Source organism: Nonomuraea sp. PA05, assembly GCF_008086045.1.
GTDB lineage: Bacteria > Actinomycetota > Actinomycetes > Streptosporangiales > Streptosporangiaceae > Nonomuraea > Nonomuraea monospora.
Window position 1 is genome coordinate 22,666 of the sequence record NZ_VSEY01000040.1, and the last position, 24,007, is coordinate 46,672.

Below are 24,007 nucleotides of genomic sequence, written 5' to 3' on the forward strand. Positions count from 1 at the left end.
CCCACCCGACCGAGAGGACGATCCTTGACCATGACCTTCGACGACCGCGTCGCCCTCGTGACGGGTGCGGGCTCGGGCATCGGCAGGGCGATGGCCGTCGCCTTCGCCAAGGCCGGCGCCCGCGTCGTGGCCTGCGACATCGACCCCGAGAGCGCCGCGAGCACCGCCGCCGACGTCGCCGGCACCGCCGTCGCCGCCGACATCGGCGACGAGTCCTCGGTGGCCGCGCTCGTCGAGACGGCGATCAGCGCGTACGGGCGGATCGACGTGCTGTGCAACAACGCCGGGATCATGGACACCATGGCCCTGCCCGCCGACATCCCCCTCGACCAGTGGGAGCGGGTGCTGCGGATCAACCTGACCGGCACCTTCCTGGTCACCCACGCGGTGCTGCCGCACATGCTGAGCCAGGGCGGCGGCGCGATCGTCAACACCGCCTCCGAGGCCGGCATCCGCGGCGGCGCGGCCGGCGCCGCCTACACCGCCTCCAAGCACGGTGTCGTCGGCCTGACCAAGAGCGTCGCCTGGGCCTACGCCAAGGACGGCATCCGCTGCAACGCCATCCTGCCCGGCCCCACGATGACCAACATCGCCAACGGCACGTCCTTCGACGCCACCGGCGCCGCCCGCCTCGGGCCCGTGCTCGCCCTGGGAGAGCGGCTGGCCCAGCCCGAGCAGATGGCCGAGGCGGCGCTCTTCCTGGCCTCGGACGCCGCCTCGTTCGTCAACGGCGCGATCGTCCCGGTGGACGGTGGCTGGTCAGCGGCTTAAACGCGCCTTCAGCCGCCCCCGCCGCCGCCCCCGTCGCCCCCCGAGCAGCCGCCGCCGTCGCCTCCCGAGTAGCTCCCGCCGTCACCGCCACCCCACCCCCCGCCGCCGAATACGGTGTGGTGGTGGCCGGAGGACCCGCGCCGTGCGGGCCGCCGCCGCCCCGAGGACCGTCCGCCCGTCAGCGACACGATCATGCTCACGATGATGATCACGAACGCGATCACGAAGACCATCGCCAAGATTGTCGAGAACGTCACAGAATCATCCCCCCGGAAAGTCCTGGAACCGCCTTCACCCTCACGCTAGACACGGCAATCCCGGTCAAGGGGCTTTTGCTCCTTCTGCTACCACGGGAATGGCCGTGACCCGGGCGCCGGTCACGACGAGCCCGAGGCAGACCAGGGCGGCGGCGGCCACCGCGGCCAGCATGACCGGGTAGGACAGCCAGGCCGACAGGGTGGCCAGCACGGCCGGCAGCAGGAAGCCCGCGTAGGCGAGCGTGTAGTAGACCCCGGTCAGCCCGGCCAGGTCGTCCGCCCCCGCCATCCGCTGGATCTCCAGCAGCCCCGACACCACCGCGACGCCGTACGCGGCCCCCAGGACGGCGGCGGCGCAGGCGGCCAGCCAGGGCGACAGCACCACGGCGTTCGCCGCGCACAGCGCCGCGCCGAGGAGCATCACGCTCATCGCCACCACCGGAGCGCCCCCGCGCAGCCTCTTGGCGACCGGCTGGACGGCCACGCCCATGCCCAGCGTCAGCACGGTCAGCCCGGTCGCGTACGCCAGCCCCCAGGATCCCACACGGAAGCCGACGAGCTGCGGCATGACCGCGTACGCCAGCCCGGCCGCGCCGAACACCCACGGCGCCATCGGCAGCACCACCAGCCGGAACCGCCGGCGGGCGGGCGCGGGCACGCGCAGGTCGTCCACCAGGGCGGAGAGCAGGCCGCGCAGCGGGAGCCTCGGCCGCGTCTCCGGCACCCGCAGGAGCAGCACGGGGATCGCCGCCGTGAGCAGCACGTGCACGACGTACGGGGTCACCATGGGCGCGGGACCCCACTGGGCGAGCGCCCCCGCGACGCCTGCCCCCAGCCCGAACCCGGCCGTCTGGCAGAGCGAGGCGCGGCGCGCGGGCAGCCCGCTGTCGCCGCCGCACGACAGCTCCTTGACCCAGCTCGTGCCCACGGCCATGGCGACGCCGACCGCGAAGCCGGTGATCAGGCGGCCCGCGTAGATGGGCCAGGCGCCGTGGCCGCCGAAGCAGAGCACCAGGCTCGCGACGGCCGAGGCGATGGTGCCCGCCACGAGCACGGGGCGCCGCCCGCGCCGGTCGGACAGCGGCCCGGCCAGCAGGAGGCCTGGCACGAGGCCCACGACGTACGCGCCGAGGAAGGCGTCCACGCTGAGCGCCGAGTAGCCGCCCAGCCGGCGGTACATGAGCAGCAGCGGGGTGAACTGGTTGCCGCCCCAGCCGCAGGCGAACATCGCCGCGGCGACGCCGCGCCAGGCGTTCGGACGTGACAGGGCGGTGGCGGGCGGGGTGTGCGGCATGAGGAGGGCAGGGCTTTCGTGGACGTGATCGGGGCCCTGGGGGGAGGGGCGTTGGAGGAAGGACGCGGCGGGGGTCAGCGGGGTGAGCCGTGTGTGGCCGTGAGGTGGTCGAGCAGCGCCTCGGAGAAGGTGGCGCTGTCACCGCTCATCAGGTGTCCGAGCAGCGTCTCGTGCTCGTCCGCGAGCAGGGCCAGCCGCTCAGGCCGCGGGCGCAGCGCGTGGACGCTCATCCGCCGCTGCCGGTCGCCCAGGGTGGCGTAGAACCGGGCGGCCAGCCGGTTCCCCGACGCTTCGACGATGCAACGGTGGAACGCCTCGTCGGCGTGGGCGAACCCGCCGACGTCCGCCGCCGCGGCCAGGGCCCGCTGCCGGGCCAGCAGCTCCCGCATCCGCCCGTGGTGCTCCTCGGGCAGGCCGGTGTGCGCGATGCGCCCGGCGGCGGCGCGTTCGAGCGCCAGCCGCAGCTCCAGCACGTCAGAAGCCTCGCCGGGCGGGACCGGCACCACCACCGCGCCGCGCTTGGGGTGCAGCGCGAGCAGCTCCTCCGACTCCAGGCGCAGGAACGCCTCCCGTACGGGCGTCCTGCTCACCTGGACCCGCTCGGCGATCTCGCCCTCGCTGATGAGGCTGCCGCCGGGCAGCTCGCCGGACAGGATCAGCTCCTTGGTCACCGCGTACGCGGTGTGCGCGGCGGACGGACGCTTCGCGGGTTCGGGCATACCCGCAGCGTATCAGCTATAAATGCAACCTTGTATCTATGGTGGCGGCTCACACCACCTTGGTGTTCACCTCCGGGAAGTGGCAGGCGGCCGGATGCCCGGTGCCCCGGTCGATCAGGGCGGGCTCCTCCGTGGCGCAGATCTCCTGGGCCTTCCAGCAGCGCGTACGGAACCGGCACCCGCTCGGCGGGTCCAGCGGGCTCGGCACCTCGCCGGTGAGGATGATCCGCTGCCTGCGGCGCTCCTCCTCGGGGTTGGCCGTCGGCGCGGCCGACAGCAGCGCCTGCGTGTAGGGGTGGACCGGCCGGTCGTAGACGTCGTCGCGCGCGCCCGTCTCGACGATCTTGCCCAGGTACATCACCGCGACGCGGTCGGAGATGTGCCTGACCACCGACAGGTCGTGCGCGATGAAGATGTACGACAGCCCGAACGTGTCCTGGAGGTCCTCCAGCAGGTTGATCACCCCGGCCTGCACCGACACGTCCAGCGCCGACACCGGCTCGTCCAGCACGAGCAGCTTGGGCTCCAGCGCCAGGGCGCGGGCGATCCCGACGCGCTGGCGCTGGCCGCCGGAGAACTCGTGCGGGTACCGGTTGCCGTGCTCGGGGTTGAGCCCGACCAGCTCCAGCAGCTCCGACACCTTCGCGGGGCCGGTGTCCTTCCACCGCTCGTGCACCTTCAGCGGCTCGGCGATGATGTCGTTGACCGGCAGCTTCGGGTTGAGCGAGGCGTAGGGGTCCTGGAAGACGATCTGGATGTCGCGCCGCACCGCGCGCAACCGCTTCGGCGACAGCGTCGTCAGCTCGTTGCCCTCGAAGCGCACCGAGCCCGACGTGGGCTTGTGGAGCTGGAGGATGGCCCGGCCCGTCGTCGACTTGCCGCACCCCGACTCGCCCACCACGCCGAGGGTCTCGCCCTGGTCGACGTGCATGGAGACGCCGCTCACCGCCTGGATGTGCCCCGCCACCTTGCGCAGGAACCCCGCGCCGCGTACGGGGAAGCTCATCACCAGGTCCTCCACCTCCAGGAGGTGCTCCTGCGTGACCTGAACGCTCATGTGACGGGCTCACTCTCCGTACGGAACAGCGCGGTGGGATCCGCCACCGCGGCCAGTTGGTCCCAGTGGTGGCAGGCGGCGTAGTGCCCGCCCTCGTCCACCTCCGCCAGCGCGGGCTCCTCGCCGTGGCAGCGGGTGTCGGCCAGCGGGCAGCGCGGCGAGAACGGGCAGCCCGACGGCAGGTTGATCAGGGAGGGCGGGGCGCCCTTGATCGGCCGCAGCCGCCCGCCCGACGTCTCCAGCGACGGCATCGAGCCGAGCAGCCCCGCAGTGTACGGCATGCGCGGCCGGTAGAAGATCGTGTCGGTGTCGCCGATCTCGACCGGCTTGCCGGCGTACATGACGAGCACCCGGTGGGCGATGCCCGCCACCACGCCGAGGTCGTGCGTGATGAGCACGATCGCGGCGTTGACGGCGTCCTTGACCTCCAGGAGCTTCTCCAGGATCTGCGCCTGGACGGTCACGTCGAGCGCGGTGGTCGGCTCGTCGGCGATGATGACGTCCGGGTTGTTGATGACCGCCATCGCGATCATCGCGCGCTGCCGCATGCCGCCGGAGAACTCGTGCGGGTAGCTGCGCAGCCGCTGCTCGGCCTGCGGGATGCCGACCAGGTCGAGCATCTCCTTGGCGCGGGCGAGCGCCTGCTTGCGCGGCACGAGGTCGTGGGCGAGCACGGCCTCGGCGAGCTGGTCGCCGACGGTGTGCACCGGGTTGAGCGCGGTCATCGGGTCCTGGAAGATCATGGCGATCTTGCGTCCGCGCAGGTCGCGCCGCTTGCGGGCGGACATCTTCAGTACGTCGTCGCCGCGATAACTGATCTTGCCCCGGACGCGGGCGCCGCGCGGCAGCAGCCCCATCACGGCCAGTGACGAGACGGACTTGCCGGAGCCGGACTCGCCGACGATCCCGAGCACCTCGCGCTCGTGCAGGGCGTAGGAGACCCCGCGGACCGCCTTGACGACGCCGTCCTCGGTGGGGAACTCGACGGCCAGGTCCTCCACGCGGAGGATCTCGGCGGGAAGGTCGGTCATCAGGCACGCACCCGGGTCTGTCGAGGGTCGAACGCGTCGCGCAGACCGTCACCGATGAAGTTGATGGACAGCGCGATCGCGATGATGAAGACGCCCGGCCACCAGAACAGCCACGGGCGGGTCGTCATCGCGCTGCGGTAGGTGTCGATGAGCTGGCCGAGCGAGACGTCGGGCGGCTGCACGCCGACACCGAGGAAGGACAGCGCCGACTCCAGCAGCACCGCGTTCGCGATGGCCAGGGTCGCGCTGACGATGATGACGCCCACCGTGTTCGGCAGGATGTGCCGGAAGATGATGCGGCGGGAGGAGGTGCCCAGCGCCCGCGCGGCCTCGACGAACTCCTTCTCGCGCAGCGACAGGAACTCGCCGCGGATCAGCCGGCTCAGCGTGGGCCAGGTGACCAGGCCGATGCAGACGGCCAGGATCACGATGCCCGAGTCGCCGAACGTGCGGCCGACGATGGCGGCGATGATGAGCACCGGGATGGTGATCATCACGTCGGTCAGCCGCATGAGCACCGCTTCGGTCTTTTTCCTGAAATATCCGGCGAAGGCGCCGGCCAGCGTGCCGACCGTCGTCGCGACGAGCCCGACGATGAACGCGACGATGATCGACTGCTGGGTGCCGCGCATGGTGAGCGCGAAGTAGTCGATGCCGATGTTGTCCTGGCCGAACGGGTGCTCGCCCCAGCGGATGCCCTCGCCGCCCAGGAACTCCGGCACCAGGCTCAGCGTCGGCCTGCCCTGGTCGACCACCGACCCGGTGGCCAGGTAGCTCTTGTCCCACCAGCCCGGGACGGGCCCGAACCCGATGGAGGTGAACGCCAGCAGCACGACGGAGCCGAAGACCAGCATGCCGGCGAGCGCCGCCCGGTGCCGGAAGAAGCGGCGGCGGACGAGCTGGCTCTGTGTGCGGGCGACGACGGTCATGCCCTGCGCGGCCACCGCGGCCTGCGCATCGATCGCCATGGGCGGTTCTCCTGTGGGTCCGGAGTGATCGGCGGTGTACTGGCCGCTCATGACAGCCTGATCCGCGGGTCGAGGTAGGCGTAGATGATGTCGGCCAGCATGTTGAACAGCACGATCGCGCTCCCGGAGACGATGAAGAAGGCCATGACAGGAGCCGGGTCAACCTCTTGCAGCCCGCGCAGGAACAGGCTGCCCATGCCCTGCCAGCCGAAGACGTTCTCGGTCACGATCGCGCCGCCGATCACGCCGGCGAAGTCGAAGGCCATCAACGTGGTGATGGGGATCATCCCGTTGCGGAAGGCGTGCTTGGTGACCACCGTACGCTCGTGCAGGCCCTTGGCCCGCGCGGTGCGCACGTAGTCCAGGTTCATCACCTCCAGCATGCTGGAGCGGCTGTAACGCGTGTAGGTGGCCAGCGAGATCAGGATCAGCGCCATGGTCGGCAGCAGGAGGTGGCCCGCCACGTCGAGGTTGGTCTGCCAGAAGTCGCCTTCGAAGTTGGGGGTGCTGGAGCCGATCGTGGCGATCGGCCGGCCGCGTACGTAGTCGCTGTAGTCCGCGAAGCCGCGCAGCATCCGGTCGAGGAAGATCAGCCCGGCGGTGACCAGCCCGGTAAGGACGGCGGCGAGGATCGCCTGGCGGCGCAGCAGCCCGCCGAGGGCGTAGCCGAGCCCCACGCAGACGGCCACCGTCAGCAGCGCCAGGCCGATGATCTCCAGCCAGCTCGGGTCGGTCAGCACGGGATCCAGGAGCTGCGAGCAGAGCACGCCGATCCCCGCGGCCGAGAGGGCGGCGTAGAGCGGGTCCCGGTAGCGCAGCCCGGAGATCAGCGCGGTGACGCCGACCGCGGTGCCGCCCGCCAGGACCGCCAGCAGGACGACGCCGATGCCGGGATCGGCGAACCAGCGGGTCGCCGACAGCAGCGTCAGCGTCAGGGCCGTGGCGGCGGCGCCGAGGCCGAAGGCGGCCAGCCGCGCCTGCCTGCCGCCGACCCAGAGCGCGCCCCAGATCAGCCCGCCGACCAGCGCGACCACCGCGATGACCGTGGGCGGGATGACGGGGTCGCCCAGCCAGTCGTTGAACTCGATCGCGATGTACTGCTTGAGCATCACCGCCACCCAGAAGAGCGGGAGCGAGAAGCAGACGAAGGCGGTGAAGGTCACCGAGTAGTCGAAGCCGCTGTACTGCCGCAGCGCCGAGACGATGCCCACGCAGACGCCGATGATGACGGCGAGCACGGTGGCGGCCACGACGAGCTGGAGGGTGGCCGCCAGGGCGTTGCCGAGCAGCACGGCCACGTCCTGGCCGTCGCGGTTGACGCCGAGGTCGCCGCGGAACAGGTTCCCGAGCCAGGCCAGGTATCTGAGCGGGAGGGGAGTGTCGAGGTTCATCCGCTCGACGCGGTCGGCGATCTTCCGTTCCCGGTCGGGGCCCGGCAGCTCCCTGAGGTCTTCCAGCGGGTCGCCCGCGAGCGCCGTCAGCCCGTAGATGACCATGGTGGCCGCCAGGAGCACGAAGAAGGAGACGATCAATCTTCGCGCGATGAAGGCGATCACTCGCTATCTCCTTGGTTCATGAGTGGTGCTGGCGCGGAGCGGTGACTCCGGGAGTCCTCCGCTCCGCGCCGGGTGGTTCAGAGTGATCGGACGGCTACTGGGCCAGCGCCCACTTGTCCATGTTCCAGGTCACCGACGACTGGGCCGGGTTGGGCACGATGTTCTGCATCTTCTCGTCCCAGGCCAGCATGTTCGGGTGGGCGAACAGCGGGATCGTGGCCAGGTCCTGCCAGAGCACCTTCTCGATCGAGGCGATCATGGCGGGGTGCTTGGTCTTGTCGACCTCGGCGTTCAGCTTCTTGATGAGGTCGTCGACCTCCTTGTTGGAGTAGCAGCCGTTGTTGTTCTCCTTGCCGGCCTCGCTGCACTCCTTGACCGTGGTGTACGTCGAGCTCCAGCCGCTCACCTCGGCCGAGCCGGTCCAGGCGAACAGCGCCACGTCGTAGGTGTTGGTGGCCAGGGGGCCGCCGGCCTCGAAGAACTTCTCGTCACCGGCGTCGGTGATCTTGAAGCCCGCCTTGTTGCAGGAGTCGGCGATGAGCTGCACCTCCTGCGTACGGCGCGGGTTGGGCAGGTTGTGGCCGATCTTCACTTCCATGCCGGCCTTGCCGGCCTTGTCCAGCAGCGCCTTGGCGCCCTCGACGTCGGGCTGGGCGTAGGTCTCCGAGCCGCTGCCCTGCGAGACGGTGGCGTAGTCCGCCTCGAACGGCAGCGTGTTGCGCACCTGCAGCACCTGCGCCTGCGGCGCGAGCGGCTTGATCAGGTTGTCCACGATGAGCTGCCGGGGCACGCACTTGGCGAACGCCTCGCGCAGCGTCTTGTCCTTGAACGCGCTGGAGTCGAAGTTGAAGTCCAGGTGCTCGTAGGTGTACGCGTCACCCGTCTTCACGGTCACGCCCTGCATGCCTTCGAGCTGGGCGAGCAGGTCGGGGTTCGGCTGCGGCTCGATCAGGTTGACCTCGCGGTTCTGCAGCGCCTGGGCCTGCTCCTCCTGGGAGATGACCCGCATGACGATCGTCGGGGTGGCCGGCTTGGCGCCCCACCACTTGTCGTTGGCGCTGAGGGTCAGCGACTGGCCGGGCTCCATGGCGGAGATCTTGTACGGGCCGGACGCCGGGAAGAGCGACATGTCCTTGATGCCGCCCTCGATGACCCAGCCCTCGTTGTAGAACTTGATCACCGCTTCGAGCTTCTTGGCGTCCGCCGCCTGCACCGCGGCGATGAAGTCCGCCTCGGTCATGCCCGCGGCCTTGTAGGCCACGTGGGCCGGCAGCACGTCGGCGGCGCCGGGGCCGTTGCTCTCCCAGTCGGCGAACGGCTCGGAGTACTCGAAGGTGAACTTCTTGTCGCCGGCCTTGCACGCGGGGGGCTTGACGAGCTCGACACCGGTGGTGCCGTCCACCTGGAAGCCCTTGATCTTGCCGGACTTGGCCGCCCAGTACAGCAGGGCGTCGTCACAGTCGATCGCGTTGCCGTCGGACCAGACGCCGTTGGCGGCGAACTCGTAGTCGACGGTCAGCGGCGAGTCGGACGTCTTCGTGTACGAGCCGAAGTCCTTGTCGGGCGTCACCACGCCCTTCTCGCCGTAGTACCAGAAGCCGAGCAGCACCCGCTGCATGGCGGTGCTGTTGACCAGGTTGTTCACGGCGATGCTGTTGTAGGAGTTGAACTCCTGCTCACCGGCGTAGGTGATGGTCTGCCCCGAGGCGGCGCCGCCCGTGCTGGACGCCGTCGGCTTGCTCGCCTCGTTTCCGCTCTGGCCGCAAGCGGACAGCAGAAGCGCGCCTGCTGTCACCGCCGTGAGGAATCTCCCAAGTCTCCGCCTATGGGTCACGACAGCTCTCCTTTGTCCGAACTAGGGTCAGCGCTGCTGGTTAATGCGCAACAGGATCATCGGCCAACGTTTCGGACAAATAGCCGTCCCCATACTGTTGCGAACTTGAGATCGACGTCTGCCCGATCTGTAATCAGATGTCAGGGAAATCCACATTTCGCTGTCCACACTGTAGACAGGAGGGGGCCCTCTGTGCCAGGGTTTGCGCAAAAGCCGTCGCAGGCTGAAACCCCTGCGTAAGCATGCTTTTTGCTGAAAGGGTGCGCTTTATCGTGTCCTTGAAAAGGCGGCTTTTCCGCGCCCGCCGTCCCCCGGCGTGTTCTCACGCTTCGGCGCCGTGAACCACTCGTCCTTCCTCCGCCGCGCGCCCCCGGTCATCGGGGCAGGCCACGAGCACGATAATGGCCGGTAACGCGACGCGGCCGACCCAGGAAGAGGACGACACCGGTGACCCAGTTGGTCGAACACCACTCACGCAAGGCCGCGCGCATCCTCGACAGCGCGCGCGAGCTGGTGCTCGACCACGGCGCAGGCAAGGTCACCGTGTCCGAGATCAGCCGCGCGGCCGGCGTCGGCAAGGGCACCGTCTACCTCTACTGGCCGAGCAAGGAGGACCTCATCCGCGGGCTGTTCGCCCGCGACATGCTGACCGGCATGGAGGAGCTCATCGCCCGCGTCACCGCCGATCCCGCCGCCGTGCTGCCCCGCCACCTGGCCCCCGCGCTGGTGCGCACCATGGTCAGGCTCCCCCTCGCGCACCGCGTCCAGCGCGGCGACCCCGAGCTGCTCCGGCTGCTCGACCAGGACCCAGCCGACCGCGAGCTGTACGCCCGTACCAAACCCACCGCCCTCGGTGGCACGGTCGTGCCGATCATGCGCAGGCACGGCCTCATCCGCGCCGACCGGCCGCTCGCCCACCAGATCTACGCCGTGCACGCCGTGCTCACCGGGTTCATGACCGCCATCCAGGACCCGGCGAACGCGCCGCAGGGCGTCGAAGACCCGGAAACCGTCCTCGCCGACACCGTGAACCTGCTCATCGAACCGGCCACCCCACCCGGCGACGCCGCCGTCGCCGCGGCGGCCGGCGAGATCGCCGCCGTCTTCCGCGAGGCCAGGGACGCCGTCCTGGACCTCATCCGGCGCAGCCAGACCCCCGCACAATGAACGCGGGCCCAAATAACGATTTCGCGCGTTCTCTGATCCTTTCGGGGCCGACCGGATTCAAACAATTCCGTGGTGTCGCTCCGTCATTGAGCGATTCTTTCTTGGTCACCCGGACGGCGTATCGAGCCTGACCCGCGAAGGCTCGCCGAGACGGCGATCGCGCGAAGGTCATCTGAACAGGATGAGCAGGAGCAGAGCGGCCAGAATCACCGGCACGGCACCGAGGATCAAGGGGAGAGGCCGCTTCCGGCCGGGGGGCGGGCCCGCCTGCCCGGCGGTCAGGGTGTCCTCCCAGTCGCGTTCGGTGAACCTGCGGATGATCAGAAGCAGGAGGGGCAGGGCGACGCCCGCCATGGCGACGGCGGTGCCGAGCGCCTGCTCGGAGGTGGTCACCGCCAGCCGGACCCCGCCGATGACCAGGACCGCGGCCAGGCCGAGCGGCACCGCCGAGCGGCGGGTCAGGTTCATCACGAGGGCGGCCCTGAGCGCGCCCAGCGCCACACGCGACGAGGTCAGGCCCGCCTCCGCCGCCCCCTCGCCGTCGGCGAGCCACTGCTCCAGGTGACGCTCGCGCCGCGCCTTGCCGGGCAGGAGCGCGGCGGCGGTGACGATGACCCCCCTGACCAGCGGGTTCACCTTCAGGCTCCCGGATGGGGGAGCGGCTGGCCGATCGGCTGGTGCGCGGCGGCGCGCCTGGCGACGGCGCGGCGCGCGGCGGGCAGCGCCTCGCCCTTGAGCCGGTAGAGGCGCCGGCGCGGGCCCTGCCTGGCGGCGTCCGCCTCCCAGGTGGAGATCACCCATCCGCCGCGCTCCAGCCGGTCGAGCACCAGGTAGACGGTGCCGGGGGAGCGGCCCGTGGCCTTGACGATCTCCAGCGCCCAGCGCGGGTTCAGGTCGGCCGTCAGGGCCTCGATCACGTCCACGGTGGCGGGGGTGATCACCGGCAGAGGCTGCATGATCACATGCTATGGCGTGCGGTCGCCCGGTGCTGTCACCGTGTATACATGCGCCGATGCCCGTCCTGACGAGTCACCCTTGTTCGGACGCCCGCCTCTTCTCGTGCGCGGCGATCAGCGTGTCGATCTGCACGCTGAGCTTGGCCCCCAGCGGCCAGCCGATGTAGTGCGTCAGGAAGATCGCGATCTCCCGCAGCTCCCCGGCGGTGAGCTCGTCGTTGCCCAGCGCCGCCGGGATCTGGATGTCCAGCACGTCGTTCAGGCCCTTGGCGGCCAGGACGCCGACCAGGAGCAGCCGCCGATCACGCATGGACAGCCCGGGCCGCGACCAGATGTCGGCGAACAGATGATCCACGGTGACGCCGAAGAAGTCGCCGGGCCCGTCGTGCACCTCCCACCCGTAGACCCGCGCCATCATCTCCAGCCCCCGCTGCCGCCGCTCGTCCGTCATGAGGGCTCCTCCAGGCCGAGGTCGGCGGCCAGCCGCCGGTGGGCGTGCCGGGCGAGCGGGGTGTCCACGCCGAGGTCACCGGCCAGTTCGAGGGCGAACGACAGGTCCTTGTCGCCCAGCGCGAACACGTGCGCCATGATCTCCCGCAGCGGGTCGCCGGGAGGCAGCGGCGAGGTGGTGTCGCGGATCATCAGGGCGCCGGGCCCGCCGGTGACGGCGTCGGAGTGGCGGACGATCCGGCCGAGCGCGCCGAGCGGGATCCCGGCCGCCTCCGCCAGGCGCTGCGCCTCGGCGGCGGCGGCGAAGGAGGCGAAGTGCAGCAGGTTGCGGGCCAGCTTGGCGCGGGTGCCCGCGCCGACGGGCCCCATGTGCAGGACGAGCCCCGCCCACGCGCCGAACGCCTTCTCGACCCGCGCGAACGCCGCCTCGCTCGCGCCGACCATGACCGCGAGCGTGCCCGCCGCCGCGCCCATGAACCCGCCGCTGACGGGCGCGTCCACCACCTCGATCCCGTACGGCTGCGCCGCCTCGGCCAGCTTCACCGCGGTCTCGGCGCGGATCGTGGAATGCACGGCGACGATCGTGCCGGGCCGCGCGGCGGGGACGATCGCGGCGGCCACCTCGTTCACCTGGGCGTCGTCGCGGACCATGAGCGAGACGATCGAGGCCTGGGCCACGTCCGCCAGGCTCCCGGCGGCCACCGCGCCCCGCTCGGCCAGCGGCGCCATCGCCTCGGCCCGGACGTCGTAGACGATCAGGTCGGGGCCGGCCAGGCGGCCCGCCATGGGGCCGCCGATCTGGCCGAGCCCGACGAATCCGTACCTCATGCGCGGAACACCTCGCCCCCGTCCACGTTGAAGATCTGCCCGGTGATCCACGCCGCCTCGTCCGACAGCAGGAACAGGCACATCCCGACGAGGTCGTCCGGCGTGCCGAGGCGCTTGAGCGCGAGCTTGTCCCGCACGATCCTGGCCGACATCCCGCCCGGCACCACCGCGCGGTGGGCGGCGGTGTCGACGGGGCCGGGCGCGATCGCGTTGACCCGGATGCCGAGCGAGCCGAGCTCGTGCGCGAGCTGCTGGGTGAGGCTGTTCACGCCCGCCTTGGCCAGGCCGTAGAAGCCGGAGTACTGCCAGGCGGCGGTGGAGGACTGGTTGACGATCGCGCCGCCGCCCCGCTCGGCCATCCGGGCGTGGCAGACGCGGGCGCACAGCAGCGCGCCGTCCATGTTCACGGCCATGAACCTGCGGTAGTAGTCCCAGTCCACGGTGAACAGGAAGTCCAGCTTCATGGTGCCGAAGACGGCGGCGTTGTTGACCAGGTAGTCGATGCCGCCGAACGCCGTCACGGCCGCCTCCGCCATCGCCTCGACGGAGGCGGGGTCGGACACGTCGGTCCTGACGAACAGGCCGCCGAGGTCGTCGGCGACCTTCGCGCCCTGCTCGTCCACGTCCGCGACGACCACGCCGGCGCCCTCGGCGGCCAGCGCCCGCGCGTACGCCTCTCCGATGCCCTGGGCGGCGCCCGTGACGATCGCCACCTTCCCCGCGAATCGCCTCATCCCGCCGCTCCCGATCTCCGCGCGGTCATCCCGTTCCCTCCGCGATCGACTTGGTCTCCAGGTACTCCTCGAAGCCCGCGACCCCCATCTCGCGCCCGACCCCCGACTGCTTGTAGCCGCCGAACGGCACGTCTGGGCCGTACCAGATGCCGCCGTTGACGCTGACCGTGCCGGTGCGCAGCCGCCGCGCCACCGCGCGCGCCCGCTCCGGGTCGCCCGCGTGCACGGCGCCCGACAGCCCGTACGGCGAGTCGTTGGCGATCCGTACGGCGTCGTCGTCGCCGTCGTGCGGCAGCACCACCAGCACAGGACCGAAGATCTCCTCCCGCGCGGCCCTGGCCCGGTTGGTCAGGCCCGTGATCAGCGTCGGCTCGATCCAGAAGCCCCTGTCCCTGTCGGGCCGCCGCCCGCCGGTGGCGAACGAGCCGCCCTCCGCGACGGCCAGCTTCAGGTAACCCTCGACGCGCTCGCGCTGGCGCGCGGAGATGAGCGGGCCGCAGACGGTGCGCTCGTCGGACGGGTCGCCGGCGCCGAGCCGCGCCATCGTCCGCGCGGTGATCTCCACCGCCTCGTCGTGCCGGGCGCGGGGGACCAGCAGCCGGGTGGTGAGCGCGCAGCCCTGCCCGGCGTGGGAGATCGCGGCGAAGGCGGCGTACGCGCACGCTTTGGCGAGGTCGGCGTCGTCCAGCAGCACGCACGCCGACTTGCCGCCCAGCTCCAGGAACACCTTCTTGAGCGTCTCGGCGGCGCCGCGCATCACCGCGCGGCCCGTCGCGGTGGAGCCGGTGAAGGAGACCAGGTCCACGCGCGGGTCGGCGGCCAGGCGGGCGCCGAGCGCGTGGTCGCGGCCTGTGACGACGTTGACGACGCCCGGCGGCAGGTCGGTCTCCTCGGCGGCCAGCCGGCCGAGCACCGCCGCGCACCACGGGGTGTCGGGGGCGGGCTTGAGCACCACCGTGTTGCCGGCGGCCAGCGCGGGGCCGAGCTTGGCCAGGTTGATCTGGTGCGGGAAGTTCCACGGGGTGATCGCGGCGACGACGCCTGCCGGCTCGCGCAGCACGCGCCGGTCGCTGGCGATCCCCATCGGCGCGGCCCGGCCCAGGTCCCGCGTCCAGGCGTAGTCCTCGGCGAGGTCGGCGACCCAGCCCAGGTCGGCCACGGGCTGGTCGAGCTGCGCCCCGTAGGTCAGGAAGCGCGGCGCGCCCGCCTCCCTGATGGTGAGCGCGCGCAGCTCGTCGGCGTGCCGTTCGAGCGCCTGCCGGAGCTGGCGCAGGCAGCGGACGCGCAGGCCGAGGTCGGTGGCCCAGCCGGACTCGTCGAACGCGCGGCGGGCGGCGCCGATCGCCTCGCCAAGCTGGTCACCGGTGGCGTCGGCGGCCAGGCCGATGACCTCTTCCGTGGCCGGGTCGATCGTCTCGAAGCGCCGATCGCCCGTGACCAGCCTGCCGCCGATCAGGAGGGGAGAGCCCCGCTCCGCCCAGTCGTCGAGCAAGCGTCCGCTTGTTATGGACACGTGTCCAGACTACAGTTCACGAATGACCGTGCAAGGGGGAATCGAAGGAGGGGCCCGTGTCCCGTGACGACTACTCCGGCGCGTTCGACCCCGGCTTCCGCTTCGAGGACCTGTCGAAGGACGCCCTCGTGCGCCTGGTCAGGGAGTACGCGCTCATCGTGCACCTGCTCGACCGCTCCTCCCTCATCGCGGTCGGGATGAAGTACGGCCAGGAGGCCGTGGAGGAGATCGCCGTCCAGGAGTGGCGCGGCGCCAGCCCCGTCTACACCCAGCGTATCCGCGAGATCATGAGGATCGAGGGCGACGGCGTCTCGGCCATCTTCAAGTGCCTCCAGCTCGACCCCGGCTTCGCCCAGCACTACATGGACGTCGAGTACGAGCTGATCGACGAGACGCACGGCTTCTTCCAGCTCCGCACCTGCGGCGCGCTGCTCGACGTCGAGCCGTTCGGCGAGCGGGCCGTGCGCGGCATGTGCCACCACATCGAGGACGGCACCTTCGACTGGACCGCCCAGGCGGTCAACCCCAGGGCGCGCATCCGGCCGGTGCACCGGCCGCCCCGCGTCCCCGGCGACAGGGTGCCGCACTGCCGCTGGGAGGTCGTCATCGACGACGGCACCGAGCCGGTCGGCGAGGACCCGATCACCGCCATGACCCGCGCCACCACCGCGGCCCGCTTCCGCTTCCCGCCGATGCGCGACGGCACGCCGCACGTCCCCTGAGACCGATGAGTTCCGGCCGCGCGGATGGTCTCCTTGTGAAACGGCGGAAAGGAGCGGCTCCGATGGATCTGCACAGCGTGGTGTGCGTACGTGACCTGGAGATCTCGCGGAAGTGGTACGAGGCGTTCTTCGGACGGGAGGCCGACGAGATCATCGGCGAGGAACTGCTGTGGCAGGTGGGCGTGAACGCCTATCTCGTCATCGACGACCGGCCCGTGCGGGCCGCGCGGGTGGGCGGGACCATGATCACTTTCGGGGTGACCGACCTCGACGACATCCTCGCCAGGCTGGCCGCGCACGGCATCGAGCACGAGCCCCTGGAGACCTACGGCAACGGCGTGCGCCACGTCGAGATCCTCGACCCCGACGGCAACAGCCTGTCACTCGCCGAGGCGCCGCCGACGAGTTGACCCGGATCCGGTGGAGGTGGCGCTACCATCGGCGGATGGCCGTCTCTGAGCTGATCCGCATCGCCACCCGCTCCTCACCCATGGCGCTCGCCCAGGTGGAGCGGGTCCGGCAGGAGCTCACCGCGCTGCACCCCGGCGTCCGCACCGAGGTCGTGCCGGTCACGACGTCCGGCGACCGGTGGCAGGGCGCGCTGTCGGAGCTCGGCGGCAAGGGCGCGTTCACCAAGGAGGTGGACGCCCTGCTCCTTGCGGGCCGCGCCGACCTCGCGGTCCACTGCGTCAAGGACGTGCCCGCCGACCGGCCGCTGCCCGCCGGCACCACCTGGGCGGCCTTCCTCAAACGCGACGACCTGCGCGACGCCCTCGTGCACCCGGGCGGCCGCACCCTCGACGAGCTCCCGCCGGGCACCCGCATCGGCACCTCGTCGGTCCGCCGGATCGCGCAGCTTTCCACCTCCCACCCGCACCTGCGCTGCGTGCCGATGCGCGGCAACGCCAACCGGCGGCTGGAGAAACTCGACGCGGGCGAGGCCGACGCGCTGCTGCTGGCCGTGTCGGGCCTGGAACGGATCGGCATGAGCGACCGGATCACCGAGGCGCTGCCGCTGGAGACGATGTGCCCGCCGATCGGCGCGGGCGTGCTCGCCCTGCAGTGCAGGGAGGACGACGCCGAGACCATCGAGGCGGTCGCCGACCTGGGCGACGCCGACACCTGGCGCGAGGTGACGGCCGAGCGGATGCTGCTGCACGTCCTGCAAGGCCACTGCAACAGCCCCATCGCCGGGTACGGGCGCGCCGAGCGCGGCGGACGCCTGTCGCTGCGCGGCCGGGTGTTCAGCCCGGACGGCAAGACGGTCCTCGACGCGCACGAGTGGGCGGGGCCGCTCGACCCGGCCACGCTGGGCACGTCCGTGGCGGTCGCGCTGCTGCGTCAGGGCGCCCGCCAGCTCATCGACGCCATCCCGCACTGACGGCCGGGCGGCTCACCACAGCGGCACAGGAGTCTCCGCCCTCGCGTAGTACCCCGGCACCGCCGCCCCGGAAGCCGCCCGGTCCAGCCGTCGCCGCATCCCGTCCGACAGCACCCCCGCCTTCATCATCTCGACGAACACCGCCGTGACGTTCCCCAGGTCGAACCAGTCGCGCTGCCACCGCCACCGGAAGTCGCCGCCGTACCGGAACCAGCTCCCCCCGATCCCCGGCACCTCGTACGCGCTGCCGTCCGGCCGGCGGGCGTCGGCGATCTGCTTCCAGAACCCGACGACCTCCCCCTTGCGCTCGTCCACGAGGATGCTCTGGTACGGGTAGGACCAGCCGTCCAGCCCGCCCATCTCGGAGCCGAGGGCGAGGTCGCGGATCTCGTCCCTGCCGACCGCCATGAAGTCCTGCCCGGGGCCGATGTTCCAGCCGTAGGTGGCGTCCTCGGTGTAGAGCTCGGCCAGCGGGCGCCAGTCGCCCTGCTCCTCGCACCGCCGGTTGGCCTCCAGCCAGCGGCGTACCATCTCGTCCAGCTCGTCACGCGGGTACACGATCAGCCTCCCAGCTTCAGCGCCCTGGTCGGGCAGTATCGGACGGCGGCCTCCACCTGGGCGCGCAGCGACTCGTCGGGCTCCTCGGTGAGGATGCGCACCCTGCCCTTGAGCGGGCCCTTGCGCGGCACCTCGAAGACCTCCGGCGCCTCCAGCTCGCACATGGCGTGTCCCTGGCACAGGTCCAGGTCGGCTTCCAGTTTCACGGCCGCCGCCTGCGGTAGCGGACCCGGCACGGGCGGGCGAGCTGGACGACCATCTTGGTGTGGTCGTTGCGGTAGGTGCCGGGCGGCTGGGCGAGCTCGAACTCCCAGTCGCGCAGCAGCACCGAGAAGATCGCCTTGAGCTGGATCATCGCGAAGTTGGCGCCCACGCAGCGGTGCCTGCCCGCGCCGAACGGCACCCACGTCCACCGGTTGACCAGGTCCTCCTCACGCGGCTTGGCGTAACGGGACGGATCGAACGCGTCGGGGTCGGGGAAGTCCCGCGGGATCCGGTTGGAGACCGCCAGGCTGCAGCCGACCAGCGTTCCCGCCGGGACGCGGTGGCCGAGCACCTCGTGCTCCGTCTTGGCCACCCGCAGCAGCAGGATCAGCGGCGGGTGCAGCCGCAGCGCCTCCTTGATCGCCGACTCCAGCAGCGGGATCTCGCGCAGCGCCTGGAAGCTGACCTCGGAGCCGCCGGCGTACAGCTCGTCCAGCTCCGCCACGACCCCGTCCAGCACCGGGGGGTGGCGCAGCAGCTCGATCAGGGTCCAGGCGGCCGTGCCCGAGCTGGTGTGGTGCCCGGCGAACATCATCGAGATGAACATGCCGGTGATCTGGTCGGCGGAGAAGCGCGGCGTGCCGTCGTCGTCGCGGATCGACATGAGCACGTCGAGCAGGTCGCGCTCCTCGCGCGGCGGGCGCGGCGCGGCGGCCCGCCCGGCCATGATGCCCTCGACGAGCGCCACGAGCTGGACGCGGGCGGCGTCGCGGCGGCGGAAGCTGTCGATGTCGGCGTACGGGTCGACGTAGGCGATCGCGTCGGTGCCCCGCTCCAGATCGTGGTACAGCTCGGCGAAACGGTGGTCGAGCTGGTCGCGGAAGCGCTTGCCGATCAGGCAGGCGGAGGAGGTGTAGATGGTGAGCTCGGCGAACCAGTCGAGCAGGTCTATCTCGCCGTCCTCGCCCCACCCGGCGACCATGCGGTCCACCTCGGCGGCGATCGTGGCGGCGTGGCCCTTGAGGAACGAGCCCTTCAGCGCCTGGTTGTGCAGGGCCTCGCGGCGCTGCTCGGGGGTGGCGTCGAAGACCACGCCCGTCCCGAAGATGGGCGTCATGAACGGGTACGCCTCCGCCTGGTCGAGCTCCTCGTCGGGGGCGCGGAAGAAGAACTCGTTCGCCTCGGCGCCCGACAGCAGGACGACCTGGCGGCCGGCGAGCTGGAAGCGTCCCACGTCGCCGCACTCCTGGCGCACCCGCCGCATCAGCCCGATGGGGTCGGTGCGCAGCTCGTCGAGGTGGTCGGGGCCGCCGGAGACGAGCGCGGGCTCCGCCGTCATGACTCGGCCGCCTGTCCCGGCCGGGCCTCGGCCGCTCGTTCCGGAGCGACCTCGACCGCTCGTTCCGGCTGGACCTCGACCAGCGTGAGGTGCACGCCGCGCGGCGCGGTCGCGACCGTCACGATCACGGCGGCGACCTGCTCGGCCTGGAGGAAGTGCGGGTGCCGGGCGAGCCCCCACTGCACCCACTCCTCCAGCACGATCGTGGTCGTCTCCGCGTCCCAGGTCATGCCCATCCCCGTCATCGTCGGCCCCGGCCTGACCAGCGAGACGCGCACGCCGCTGCCCTCCAGCTCCATCCGCATGGCGCGGGCCATGCCCTCGAGGCCGTGCTTGGCCGCCACATAGGCGCCCATGCGGGGCCGGGGCGACGGCACCACGTCGGAGGAGACGAGCACGACGTCACCGCGTGCCCTGGCCACCATGCCGGGCACCACCTGCGAGATCAGCCGGTGCGCGCCGACCAGGTGCACCTGGAGCTGGGCGGCGAACGCCTCCGGGCCGAGCTCGTGGATGCGGGAGGCGGCCAGGTCGCCCGCGCCGGAGACGACGATCTCCGGGTCGCCGTGCGCGTCGGTGGCCGCCGCCACGAACGACTTGACGGAGTCGGAGTCGGAGACGTCCAGGGGCAGGGCGACCGCCTGCCCGCCGCGCTCGCGGACGGCGGCGGCGATCTGCTCGCAGCGGTCCACGCGGCGCGCGCCCAGGGCGACGGGATGGCCGGCGTCGGCGAGCAGGGCGGCGGTGGCCGCGCCGATCCCGGACGAGGCCCCGCTGACCAGCGCGGGGCGGCGTTCGGGGTGGGGGGCGAATCGGGCCATGGAGGCGGACCTCCTATCGGGGGTGACGGCTATCGGGGGTGACGGTTATCGGGGGGTGACGGTCATGGGTAACGCGGCGAAGCCTCGGACGTTGACGGAGTGCACGCGGACGGCCTTGTCCGCGTCCACGTCGTAGGCCCGGACCCGGCGGACGAACTCGGTCAGGGCGAGCCTCGCCTCCAGGCGGGCGAGGCCGGCCCCCAGGCAGAAGTGCCGGCCGCCGCCGAAGCTGATCAGCGGCGAGGTGTCGCGGTCGAGGTCGTAGACGTCGGGCTCGGCGAACACCCGCTCGTCGCGGTTGGCCGATCCGATCAGGAGCAGCATCCGCGCGCCGGCGGGGACGAGCGTGCCGTGCAGCTCGGTGTCCCCGGTGACGGTGCGGGCGATGAGCTGGCTGGAGGTGTCGTACCGCAGCGTCTCCTCCACCCAGGCGGGCACCAGGGCGGGGTCGGCGAACGGCTTGGCGAGCTGCTCAGGGTTGCGCCAGCCCCAGTACAGGGCGTTGGCCAGCAGCTTGGTGGTGGTCTCGTTGCCGGCCACGACCATGAGGAACAGGAAGGCGACCACCTCCTCGCCGGTCATGCGGTCGCGGCCCTCCTCGGCGGCGAGCAGCGCGGAGGTCAGGTCGGGGCGCGGCCTGCGGCGGCGCTCGGCGACCAGGTCCTGGTAGTAGCCGGCCAGCACCAGCGCCGCCTCCATGCCGGCGGGCGGCACGTCGTTGAGGCCCTCCTCGCGGTGCACGACCAGGTCGGCGAGCCGCCGCACCTCGTCGCGGTCGGCCTCCGGCACGCCCATCAGCTCGGACACCACGTCCATCGGCAGCTTGCCCGCGAAGTCGGCGACCACGTCGAACCCGCCGGCGGCCACCGCCGGTTCGAGGTGCCGCCTGGTCAGCCGCAGGATGTCCGACTCCAGCTCGCGCACCCGGCGCGGCGTGAAGCCCTTGGAGACCAGGGTGCGCATCCTGGTGTGCGAGGGCGGGTCCATGGCCAGGAACGACATGGTGCGGTGCGCGGCCGGGCCCCACGCGCTCGGGTCGAGGGAGACGCCGTTGGCGCTGGAGTACCGCTCGTGGTCGCGGAAGGCGGCCGACACGTCGGCGTGCCGCGAGATCGCCCAGAAGTCGAGGCCGTCGTCGCGGTAGAGCGGCGCGTGGTCGCGCAGCCGCCGGTAGGCGGGGTACGGGTCCTCGTGGATCGCGTAGTCGTACGGGTCGTACAACGGACTGCCCTGCACGGCGATCACCACCTCAGAACAGCAGCTCGGCCACCTCGGCGAGCCGGTCGGCCATTTCGGCGTAGGAGCTGTAGTTCATGCCCGCGTGCACGAGCGCCCCCGCGTACGCGAACTCCAGCGCGTTGAGCACGCGGGTCTGCTCCCGCGTCGGGCGTTCGGCGCCGGGGTCGAGCGCGGCCAGCAGCCGGCGGTGGATGGTGCGGCCGATGCGCAGCCGCAGCTCCCGCACGTCCGGGTCGGTGCCGAGCAGCGCGGTCGTGCAGGCGGCGGCCAGCTCGGGCTCGCCCGCGACCAGCAGCGCGATCTCGCGCAGCACCGCGATCACCCGCTCGCGCGGCTCCGCCGGCGTCGGCGGGATGGGCGGCAGGGCGCGCAGCCGCCGCCAGAACACCTCGGCGATGAGGTGGTTCTTGGAGGTGAAGTACGTGTACGCGGTGGCGGGCGCGACCCCCGCGCGGCGCGCCACGTTGCGCACGGTGAACCCGTCGAACCCGGTCGCCGCGACCTCCTCGACCGCCGCGTCGGTGAGCCGGCGCACGGTGTCGGCCTGCCGGTCGGACAGCCGGCGGCGGGTCGGCTCCAACAATTCGCCGGACATGTGTCCAGACGGTAGTTCAGGTGAGTGCGCGGCGCAAGGGCCGCCTCCACCGGACCCCCGGCGGAGGCGGCCCCGCTCAGGTCACAGAACGCTGTTGGGCAGGTAGAGAGGCATGGAGTCCTCCCACTGGCTGTCGGTCAGCATGCGCTTGCCGGAGCCGTCCGCGTTCATCACGAAGATCTGGCCGTAGGGCTGGAAGGTGTTGTCGTACAGGGCGGCCTCCTGCCGGAAGCCGTACTCGCCGCTGTTGTAGAGGATGCGGCCGTCGGGGTTCCAGACGGCGTGGCCGTCGTTGGAGCCGCTGGTGGTCAGGACGCGCAGCCCGGTCCCGTCGGGGCGGATGGTGCACACGTCGAAGTTGGTCGCGCTGGTCTTGCGGGTGAAGAGGATGAGCCTGCCGTCGGGCGACCAGTCGGGCAGGTTGTCGTACTCGTCGGTCAGGACGCGGGTCGCGCCGGTCGTGAGGTTGAGGATGCGCAGGCCCTTGGCCTGCTCGCCCCACACGCGGTAGACGATCTCGTTGCCGTCGGCCGAGTAGCTGGGGAAGCCGGCGTTGGTGGTGCCGTCCGTGAGCGTCTCCCACGCCGAGCCGTCGCTGCGCACCCGCGCGATCACGGCCGTGTGGTTGGCGCGCTCCTGGAACCAGCCGCCCAGGCCGAACGCGATCCACGCGCCGTCCGGCGACCACGCGGGCCGGAACGCGCCGGCCAGGCCCTTGGCCACCATCACCGGGTCGAGGCCCTTGCCGAAGCTGTCGAACACGAGCCGCTGGTCGGAGCCGTCAGGCTGCATGGTGACGATCGAGGAGTGGCCGAGCTGCTTGTCGGTGATCGCCAGCCGGCCCTGCCGCGACAGGACGGGGAACACGTCGCAGAAGCGGTACTCCCAGTCGGAGTCCCAGCTGTAGACCGGCTTGTCGAGCGGGCGCACGGCGAAGCCGACCTTCTGGTAGATCACCGACGTGCCGTCAGGCGTCCAGACCGGCGAGCGCAGCCACGGCCGCTTGACGGCCGGCAGCGTGCCCGACACGTACGCCAGGCCCTCGTCGGCGCCGCCCTTCAGCAGGTAGCCGATCTCGGTGGCGTTGACGTACTGCGGCGAGACCTTCAGGCCGGGGCCCGCGGTGTGCTCGACCCGGTCGCCGGTCACGAAGTCGACGGAGACGATCTGGGATTCCACCTTGCCGATGTACTCGGGCCGGTGGGCGCCCCAGGTGCCTTCCGTGGTGATCTCGTAGAAGACGATCCGGCGGCCGTCGGGTGACCACTTCGGCGAGCCGAGGCAGTACCCCTCCTTCGAGGCCACCTTGCGGAAGCCGGTGCCGTCGGGGCGGATGACGTAGAGGCTCAGCTCCTGCGTGTGCTCCCAGCCCTTGCCGTCGTTGTGGCCGCGCCACGGCGTGCCGCGGTCGCTGGAGAAGGCGATCCACTGGCCGTCGGGCGACCAGGCGGGCCGGAAGTGGCCGTCGGGGAGCGCGGGGTCGCCGGCCACCGCCGCGCTGTTGGTCAGGCACTTCAGCTTCCCGGCGCGCAGGTCGTACACCCAGATGTGCGCCTTGCGGTCGCCGCGCGTGGAGACGAACGCCAGCTTGGCGCCGTCGGGCGACAGGACGGCGCTGTCGTCCATCGCCGGGCCGGTGAGCAGCGGCTGGATGTTCGTCCCGTCGATGCGGGCGCGGTACAGGCAGGAGTTGCCGTCGCCGGTCCGCTCCGAGGTGAAGACGACCGTGCGGCCGTCGGCGGACACGCCGGCGTGGTAGTCGAAGCCCGGGGTGGCGAGCAGCTTGCGCTCGTTCGTGCCGTCGGCGTTGGAGATGTACAGGTCGGACGTGGAGGGGCCGATCCGGTTGATCAGCATCACGCCCTTCTTGCCGCTCCCGGCGGCGGCCACCGCGAAGGGCTGCGGGAGCAGGGCGGTGCCGACGGCTGCCGCGCCGGCGGCCAGGAACGACCGGCGCTTCATTCCGTTGTCCATCGTTGTACCAGGTCCTCTCTTCGGGGGGTGGGTCAGGCG

Annotated in this window: 26 protein-coding genes; 5 read left to right on the plus strand and 21 right to left on the minus strand. The window is 71.5% G+C overall.

The features are described 5' to 3' along the window. Positions 1 to 30: 30 nt before the first annotated feature. On the plus strand, positions 31 to 771 hold the full coding sequence (locus tag FXF51_RS45475) for an SDR family NAD(P)-dependent oxidoreductase (RefSeq protein WP_187414939.1): 741 nt from the start codon (positions 31 to 33) through the stop codon (positions 769 to 771). Positions 772 to 779: 8 nt separating this feature from the next. Here FXF51_RS45475 and FXF51_RS45480 read toward each other — a convergent pair whose 3' ends face one another. The 8 genes from FXF51_RS45480 to FXF51_RS45515 form a co-directional block, all read right to left on the minus strand. Continuing rightward, positions 780 to 1,004, minus strand: a complete 225-nt coding sequence (locus FXF51_RS45480; RefSeq protein WP_148441029.1) for a hypothetical protein — start codon at positions 1,002 to 1,004, stop codon at positions 780 to 782. A gap of 88 nt (positions 1,005 to 1,092) precedes the next feature. Beyond that, positions 1,093 to 2,322, minus strand: a complete 1,230-nt coding sequence (locus FXF51_RS45485; RefSeq protein WP_148441030.1) for an MFS transporter — start codon at positions 2,320 to 2,322, stop codon at positions 1,093 to 1,095. 74 nt (positions 2,323 to 2,396) lie between these two features. After that, on the minus strand, positions 2,397 to 3,041 hold the full coding sequence (locus FXF51_RS45490) for a GntR family transcriptional regulator (protein ID WP_148441031.1): 645 nt from the start codon (positions 3,039 to 3,041) through the stop codon (positions 2,397 to 2,399). 49 nt (positions 3,042 to 3,090) lie between these two features. Then, positions 3,091 to 4,098, minus strand: a complete 1,008-nt coding sequence (locus FXF51_RS63565; protein WP_148441032.1) for an ABC transporter ATP-binding protein — start codon at positions 4,096 to 4,098, stop codon at positions 3,091 to 3,093. Next, positions 4,095 to 5,129: an ABC transporter ATP-binding protein gene (locus FXF51_RS63570; RefSeq protein ID WP_148441033.1), complete on the minus strand. Its 1,035-nt coding sequence runs from the start codon at positions 5,127 to 5,129 to the stop codon at positions 4,095 to 4,097. Before FXF51_RS63570 ends, FXF51_RS63565 begins: the two co-directional genes overlap by 4 nt. Beyond that, positions 5,129 to 6,097 carry an ABC transporter permease gene (locus FXF51_RS45505; protein ID WP_148441034.1) on the minus strand — a complete coding sequence of 323 codons (969 nt, stop codon included), beginning with the start codon at positions 6,095 to 6,097 and terminating at the stop codon, positions 5,129 to 5,131. Before FXF51_RS45505 ends, FXF51_RS63570 begins: the two co-directional genes overlap by 1 nt. 47 nt (positions 6,098 to 6,144) lie before the next feature. Further along, a complete protein-coding gene (locus tag FXF51_RS45510) occupies positions 6,145 to 7,653 on the minus strand; it encodes an ABC transporter permease (protein ID WP_148441035.1) in 1,509 nt (502 codons plus the stop codon). Positions 7,654 to 7,747: 94 nt separating this feature from the next. After that, positions 7,748 to 9,487: an ABC transporter family substrate-binding protein gene (locus FXF51_RS45515; protein ID WP_148441036.1), complete on the minus strand. Its 1,740-nt coding sequence runs from the start codon at positions 9,485 to 9,487 to the stop codon at positions 7,748 to 7,750. A gap of 447 nt (positions 9,488 to 9,934) precedes the next feature. On the opposite strand from FXF51_RS45515, the gene FXF51_RS45520 reads away from it, so the two are divergent. Next, entirely contained in the window at positions 9,935 to 10,654 is a 720-nt protein-coding gene (locus FXF51_RS45520) for a TetR/AcrR family transcriptional regulator (RefSeq protein WP_148441037.1), read from the plus strand. A 168-nt stretch (positions 10,655 to 10,822) separates the two neighbouring features. Here the strand turns inward: FXF51_RS45520 and FXF51_RS45525 are convergent, their stop codons facing one another. From FXF51_RS45525 to FXF51_RS45550, 6 genes are all read right to left on the minus strand, one after another. Beyond that, positions 10,823 to 11,290 (minus strand): hypothetical protein, encoded by a 468-nt coding sequence (locus FXF51_RS45525; RefSeq protein WP_148441038.1) that lies wholly within the window; start codon positions 11,288 to 11,290, stop codon positions 10,823 to 10,825. Between the two features lie 2 nt (positions 11,291 to 11,292). Further along, positions 11,293 to 11,610: a PadR family transcriptional regulator gene (locus FXF51_RS45530; protein ID WP_148441039.1), complete on the minus strand. Its 318-nt coding sequence runs from the start codon at positions 11,608 to 11,610 to the stop codon at positions 11,293 to 11,295. Between the two features lie 73 nt (positions 11,611 to 11,683). Next, the gene (locus FXF51_RS45535) at positions 11,684 to 12,061 is read right to left on the minus strand and encodes a carboxymuconolactone decarboxylase family protein (protein WP_148441040.1); all 378 of its coding nucleotides are present in this window, start codon (positions 12,059 to 12,061) and stop codon (positions 11,684 to 11,686) included. After that, complete coding sequence (locus FXF51_RS45540; protein WP_148441041.1) at positions 12,058 to 12,888, minus strand: NAD(P)-dependent oxidoreductase; 831 nt, start codon at positions 12,886 to 12,888, stop codon at positions 12,058 to 12,060. The genes FXF51_RS45535 and FXF51_RS45540 overlap by 4 nt, the downstream gene beginning before the upstream one ends. Then, complete coding sequence (locus FXF51_RS45545) at positions 12,885 to 13,622, minus strand: SDR family oxidoreductase (protein ID WP_148441042.1); 738 nt, start codon at positions 13,620 to 13,622, stop codon at positions 12,885 to 12,887. The genes FXF51_RS45540 and FXF51_RS45545 overlap by 4 nt, the downstream gene beginning before the upstream one ends. 25 nt (positions 13,623 to 13,647) lie before the next feature. After that, positions 13,648 to 15,135 (minus strand): aldehyde dehydrogenase, encoded by a 1,488-nt coding sequence (locus FXF51_RS45550; RefSeq protein WP_262380271.1) that lies wholly within the window; start codon positions 15,133 to 15,135, stop codon positions 13,648 to 13,650. A gap of 56 nt (positions 15,136 to 15,191) precedes the next feature. Between FXF51_RS45550 and FXF51_RS45555 the strand changes: the two genes are divergently transcribed. The 3 genes from FXF51_RS45555 to hemC all read left to right on the plus strand — a co-directional run bounded on the left by FXF51_RS45555 (position 15,192) and on the right by hemC (position 17,238). Continuing rightward, entirely contained in the window at positions 15,192 to 15,857 is a 666-nt protein-coding gene (locus tag FXF51_RS45555) for a hypothetical protein (protein WP_148441043.1), read from the plus strand. Positions 15,858 to 15,919: 62 nt separating this feature from the next. After that, complete coding sequence (locus tag FXF51_RS45560; protein WP_148441044.1) at positions 15,920 to 16,267, plus strand: VOC family protein; 348 nt, start codon at positions 15,920 to 15,922, stop codon at positions 16,265 to 16,267. 35 nt (positions 16,268 to 16,302) lie between these two features. Then, entirely contained in the window at positions 16,303 to 17,238 is a 936-nt protein-coding gene (gene hemC, locus FXF51_RS45565) for a hydroxymethylbilane synthase (protein ID WP_148441045.1), read from the plus strand. A 12-nt stretch (positions 17,239 to 17,250) separates the two neighbouring features. Here the strand turns inward: hemC and FXF51_RS45570 are convergent, their stop codons facing one another. The 7 genes from FXF51_RS45570 to FXF51_RS45600 all read right to left on the minus strand — a co-directional run bounded on the left by FXF51_RS45570 (position 17,251) and on the right by FXF51_RS45600 (position 23,968). Beyond that, positions 17,251 to 17,796, minus strand: a complete 546-nt coding sequence (locus FXF51_RS45570; RefSeq protein WP_222871765.1) for a nuclear transport factor 2 family protein — start codon at positions 17,794 to 17,796, stop codon at positions 17,251 to 17,253. A gap of 2 nt (positions 17,797 to 17,798) precedes the next feature. Further along, positions 17,799 to 18,002: a ferredoxin gene (locus FXF51_RS45575; protein WP_148441117.1), complete on the minus strand. Its 204-nt coding sequence runs from the start codon at positions 18,000 to 18,002 to the stop codon at positions 17,799 to 17,801. Then, the gene (locus FXF51_RS45580; RefSeq protein ID WP_148441046.1) at positions 17,999 to 19,339 is read right to left on the minus strand and encodes a cytochrome P450; all 1,341 of its coding nucleotides are present in this window, start codon (positions 19,337 to 19,339) and stop codon (positions 17,999 to 18,001) included. Before FXF51_RS45580 ends, FXF51_RS45575 begins: the two co-directional genes overlap by 4 nt. Continuing rightward, positions 19,336 to 20,160 carry an SDR family oxidoreductase gene (locus FXF51_RS45585; RefSeq protein WP_148441047.1) on the minus strand — a complete coding sequence of 275 codons (825 nt, stop codon included), beginning with the start codon at positions 20,158 to 20,160 and terminating at the stop codon, positions 19,336 to 19,338. The genes FXF51_RS45580 and FXF51_RS45585 overlap by 4 nt, the downstream gene beginning before the upstream one ends. A gap of 45 nt (positions 20,161 to 20,205) precedes the next feature. Beyond that, on the minus strand, positions 20,206 to 21,396 hold the full coding sequence (locus FXF51_RS45590; RefSeq protein WP_222871766.1) for a cytochrome P450: 1,191 nt from the start codon (positions 21,394 to 21,396) through the stop codon (positions 20,206 to 20,208). 13 nt (positions 21,397 to 21,409) lie between these two features. After that, on the minus strand, positions 21,410 to 21,994 hold the full coding sequence (locus FXF51_RS45595; RefSeq protein WP_148441049.1) for a TetR/AcrR family transcriptional regulator: 585 nt from the start codon (positions 21,992 to 21,994) through the stop codon (positions 21,410 to 21,412). A gap of 81 nt (positions 21,995 to 22,075) precedes the next feature. Continuing rightward, positions 22,076 to 23,968, minus strand: coding sequence for a PD40 domain-containing protein (locus FXF51_RS45600; protein WP_148441050.1), 1,893 nt, complete (start codon positions 23,966 to 23,968; stop codon positions 22,076 to 22,078). Positions 23,969 to 24,007: the final 39 nt, after the last annotated feature.

Coding starts and splice junctions, on each gene's coding strand:
- FXF51_RS45475 (WP_187414939.1), top strand. CDS start 31: ATGACCTTCGACGACCGCGTCGCCCTCGTGACGGGTGCGGGCTCGGGC.
- FXF51_RS45535 (WP_148441040.1), bottom strand. CDS start 12,061: ATGACGGACGAGCGGCGGCAGCGGGGGCTGGAGATGATGGCGCGGGTC.
- FXF51_RS45545 (WP_148441042.1), bottom strand. CDS start 13,622: ATGAGGCGATTCGCGGGGAAGGTGGCGATCGTCACGGGCGCCGCCCAG.
- FXF51_RS45480 (WP_148441029.1), bottom strand. CDS start 1,004: ATGGTCTTCGTGATCGCGTTCGTGATCATCATCGTGAGCATGATCGTG.
- hemC (WP_148441045.1), top strand. CDS start 16,303: ATGGCCGTCTCTGAGCTGATCCGCATCGCCACCCGCTCCTCACCCATG.
- FXF51_RS45560 (WP_148441044.1), top strand. CDS start 15,920: ATGGATCTGCACAGCGTGGTGTGCGTACGTGACCTGGAGATCTCGCGG.
- FXF51_RS45540 (WP_148441041.1), bottom strand. CDS start 12,888: ATGAGGTACGGATTCGTCGGGCTCGGCCAGATCGGCGGCCCCATGGCG.
- FXF51_RS45600 (WP_148441050.1), bottom strand. CDS start 23,968: ATGGACAACGGAATGAAGCGCCGGTCGTTCCTGGCCGCCGGCGCGGCA.
- FXF51_RS45530 (WP_148441039.1), bottom strand. CDS start 11,610: ATGCAGCCTCTGCCGGTGATCACCCCCGCCACCGTGGACGTGATCGAG.
- FXF51_RS45580 (WP_148441046.1), bottom strand. CDS start 19,339: ATGACGGCGGAGCCCGCGCTCGTCTCCGGCGGCCCCGACCACCTCGAC.
- FXF51_RS45585 (WP_148441047.1), bottom strand. CDS start 20,160: ATGGCCCGATTCGCCCCCCACCCCGAACGCCGCCCCGCGCTGGTCAGC.
- FXF51_RS45485 (WP_148441030.1), bottom strand. CDS start 2,322: ATGCCGCACACCCCGCCCGCCACCGCCCTGTCACGTCCGAACGCCTGG.
- FXF51_RS63565 (WP_148441032.1), bottom strand. CDS start 4,098: ATGAGCGTTCAGGTCACGCAGGAGCACCTCCTGGAGGTGGAGGACCTG.
- FXF51_RS45490 (WP_148441031.1), bottom strand. CDS start 3,041: ATGCCCGAACCCGCGAAGCGTCCGTCCGCCGCGCACACCGCGTACGCG.
- FXF51_RS45505 (WP_148441034.1), bottom strand. CDS start 6,097: ATGGCGATCGATGCGCAGGCCGCGGTGGCCGCGCAGGGCATGACCGTC.
- FXF51_RS45595 (WP_148441049.1), bottom strand. CDS start 21,994: ATGTCCGGCGAATTGTTGGAGCCGACCCGCCGCCGGCTGTCCGACCGG.
- FXF51_RS63570 (WP_148441033.1), bottom strand. CDS start 5,129: ATGACCGACCTTCCCGCCGAGATCCTCCGCGTGGAGGACCTGGCCGTC.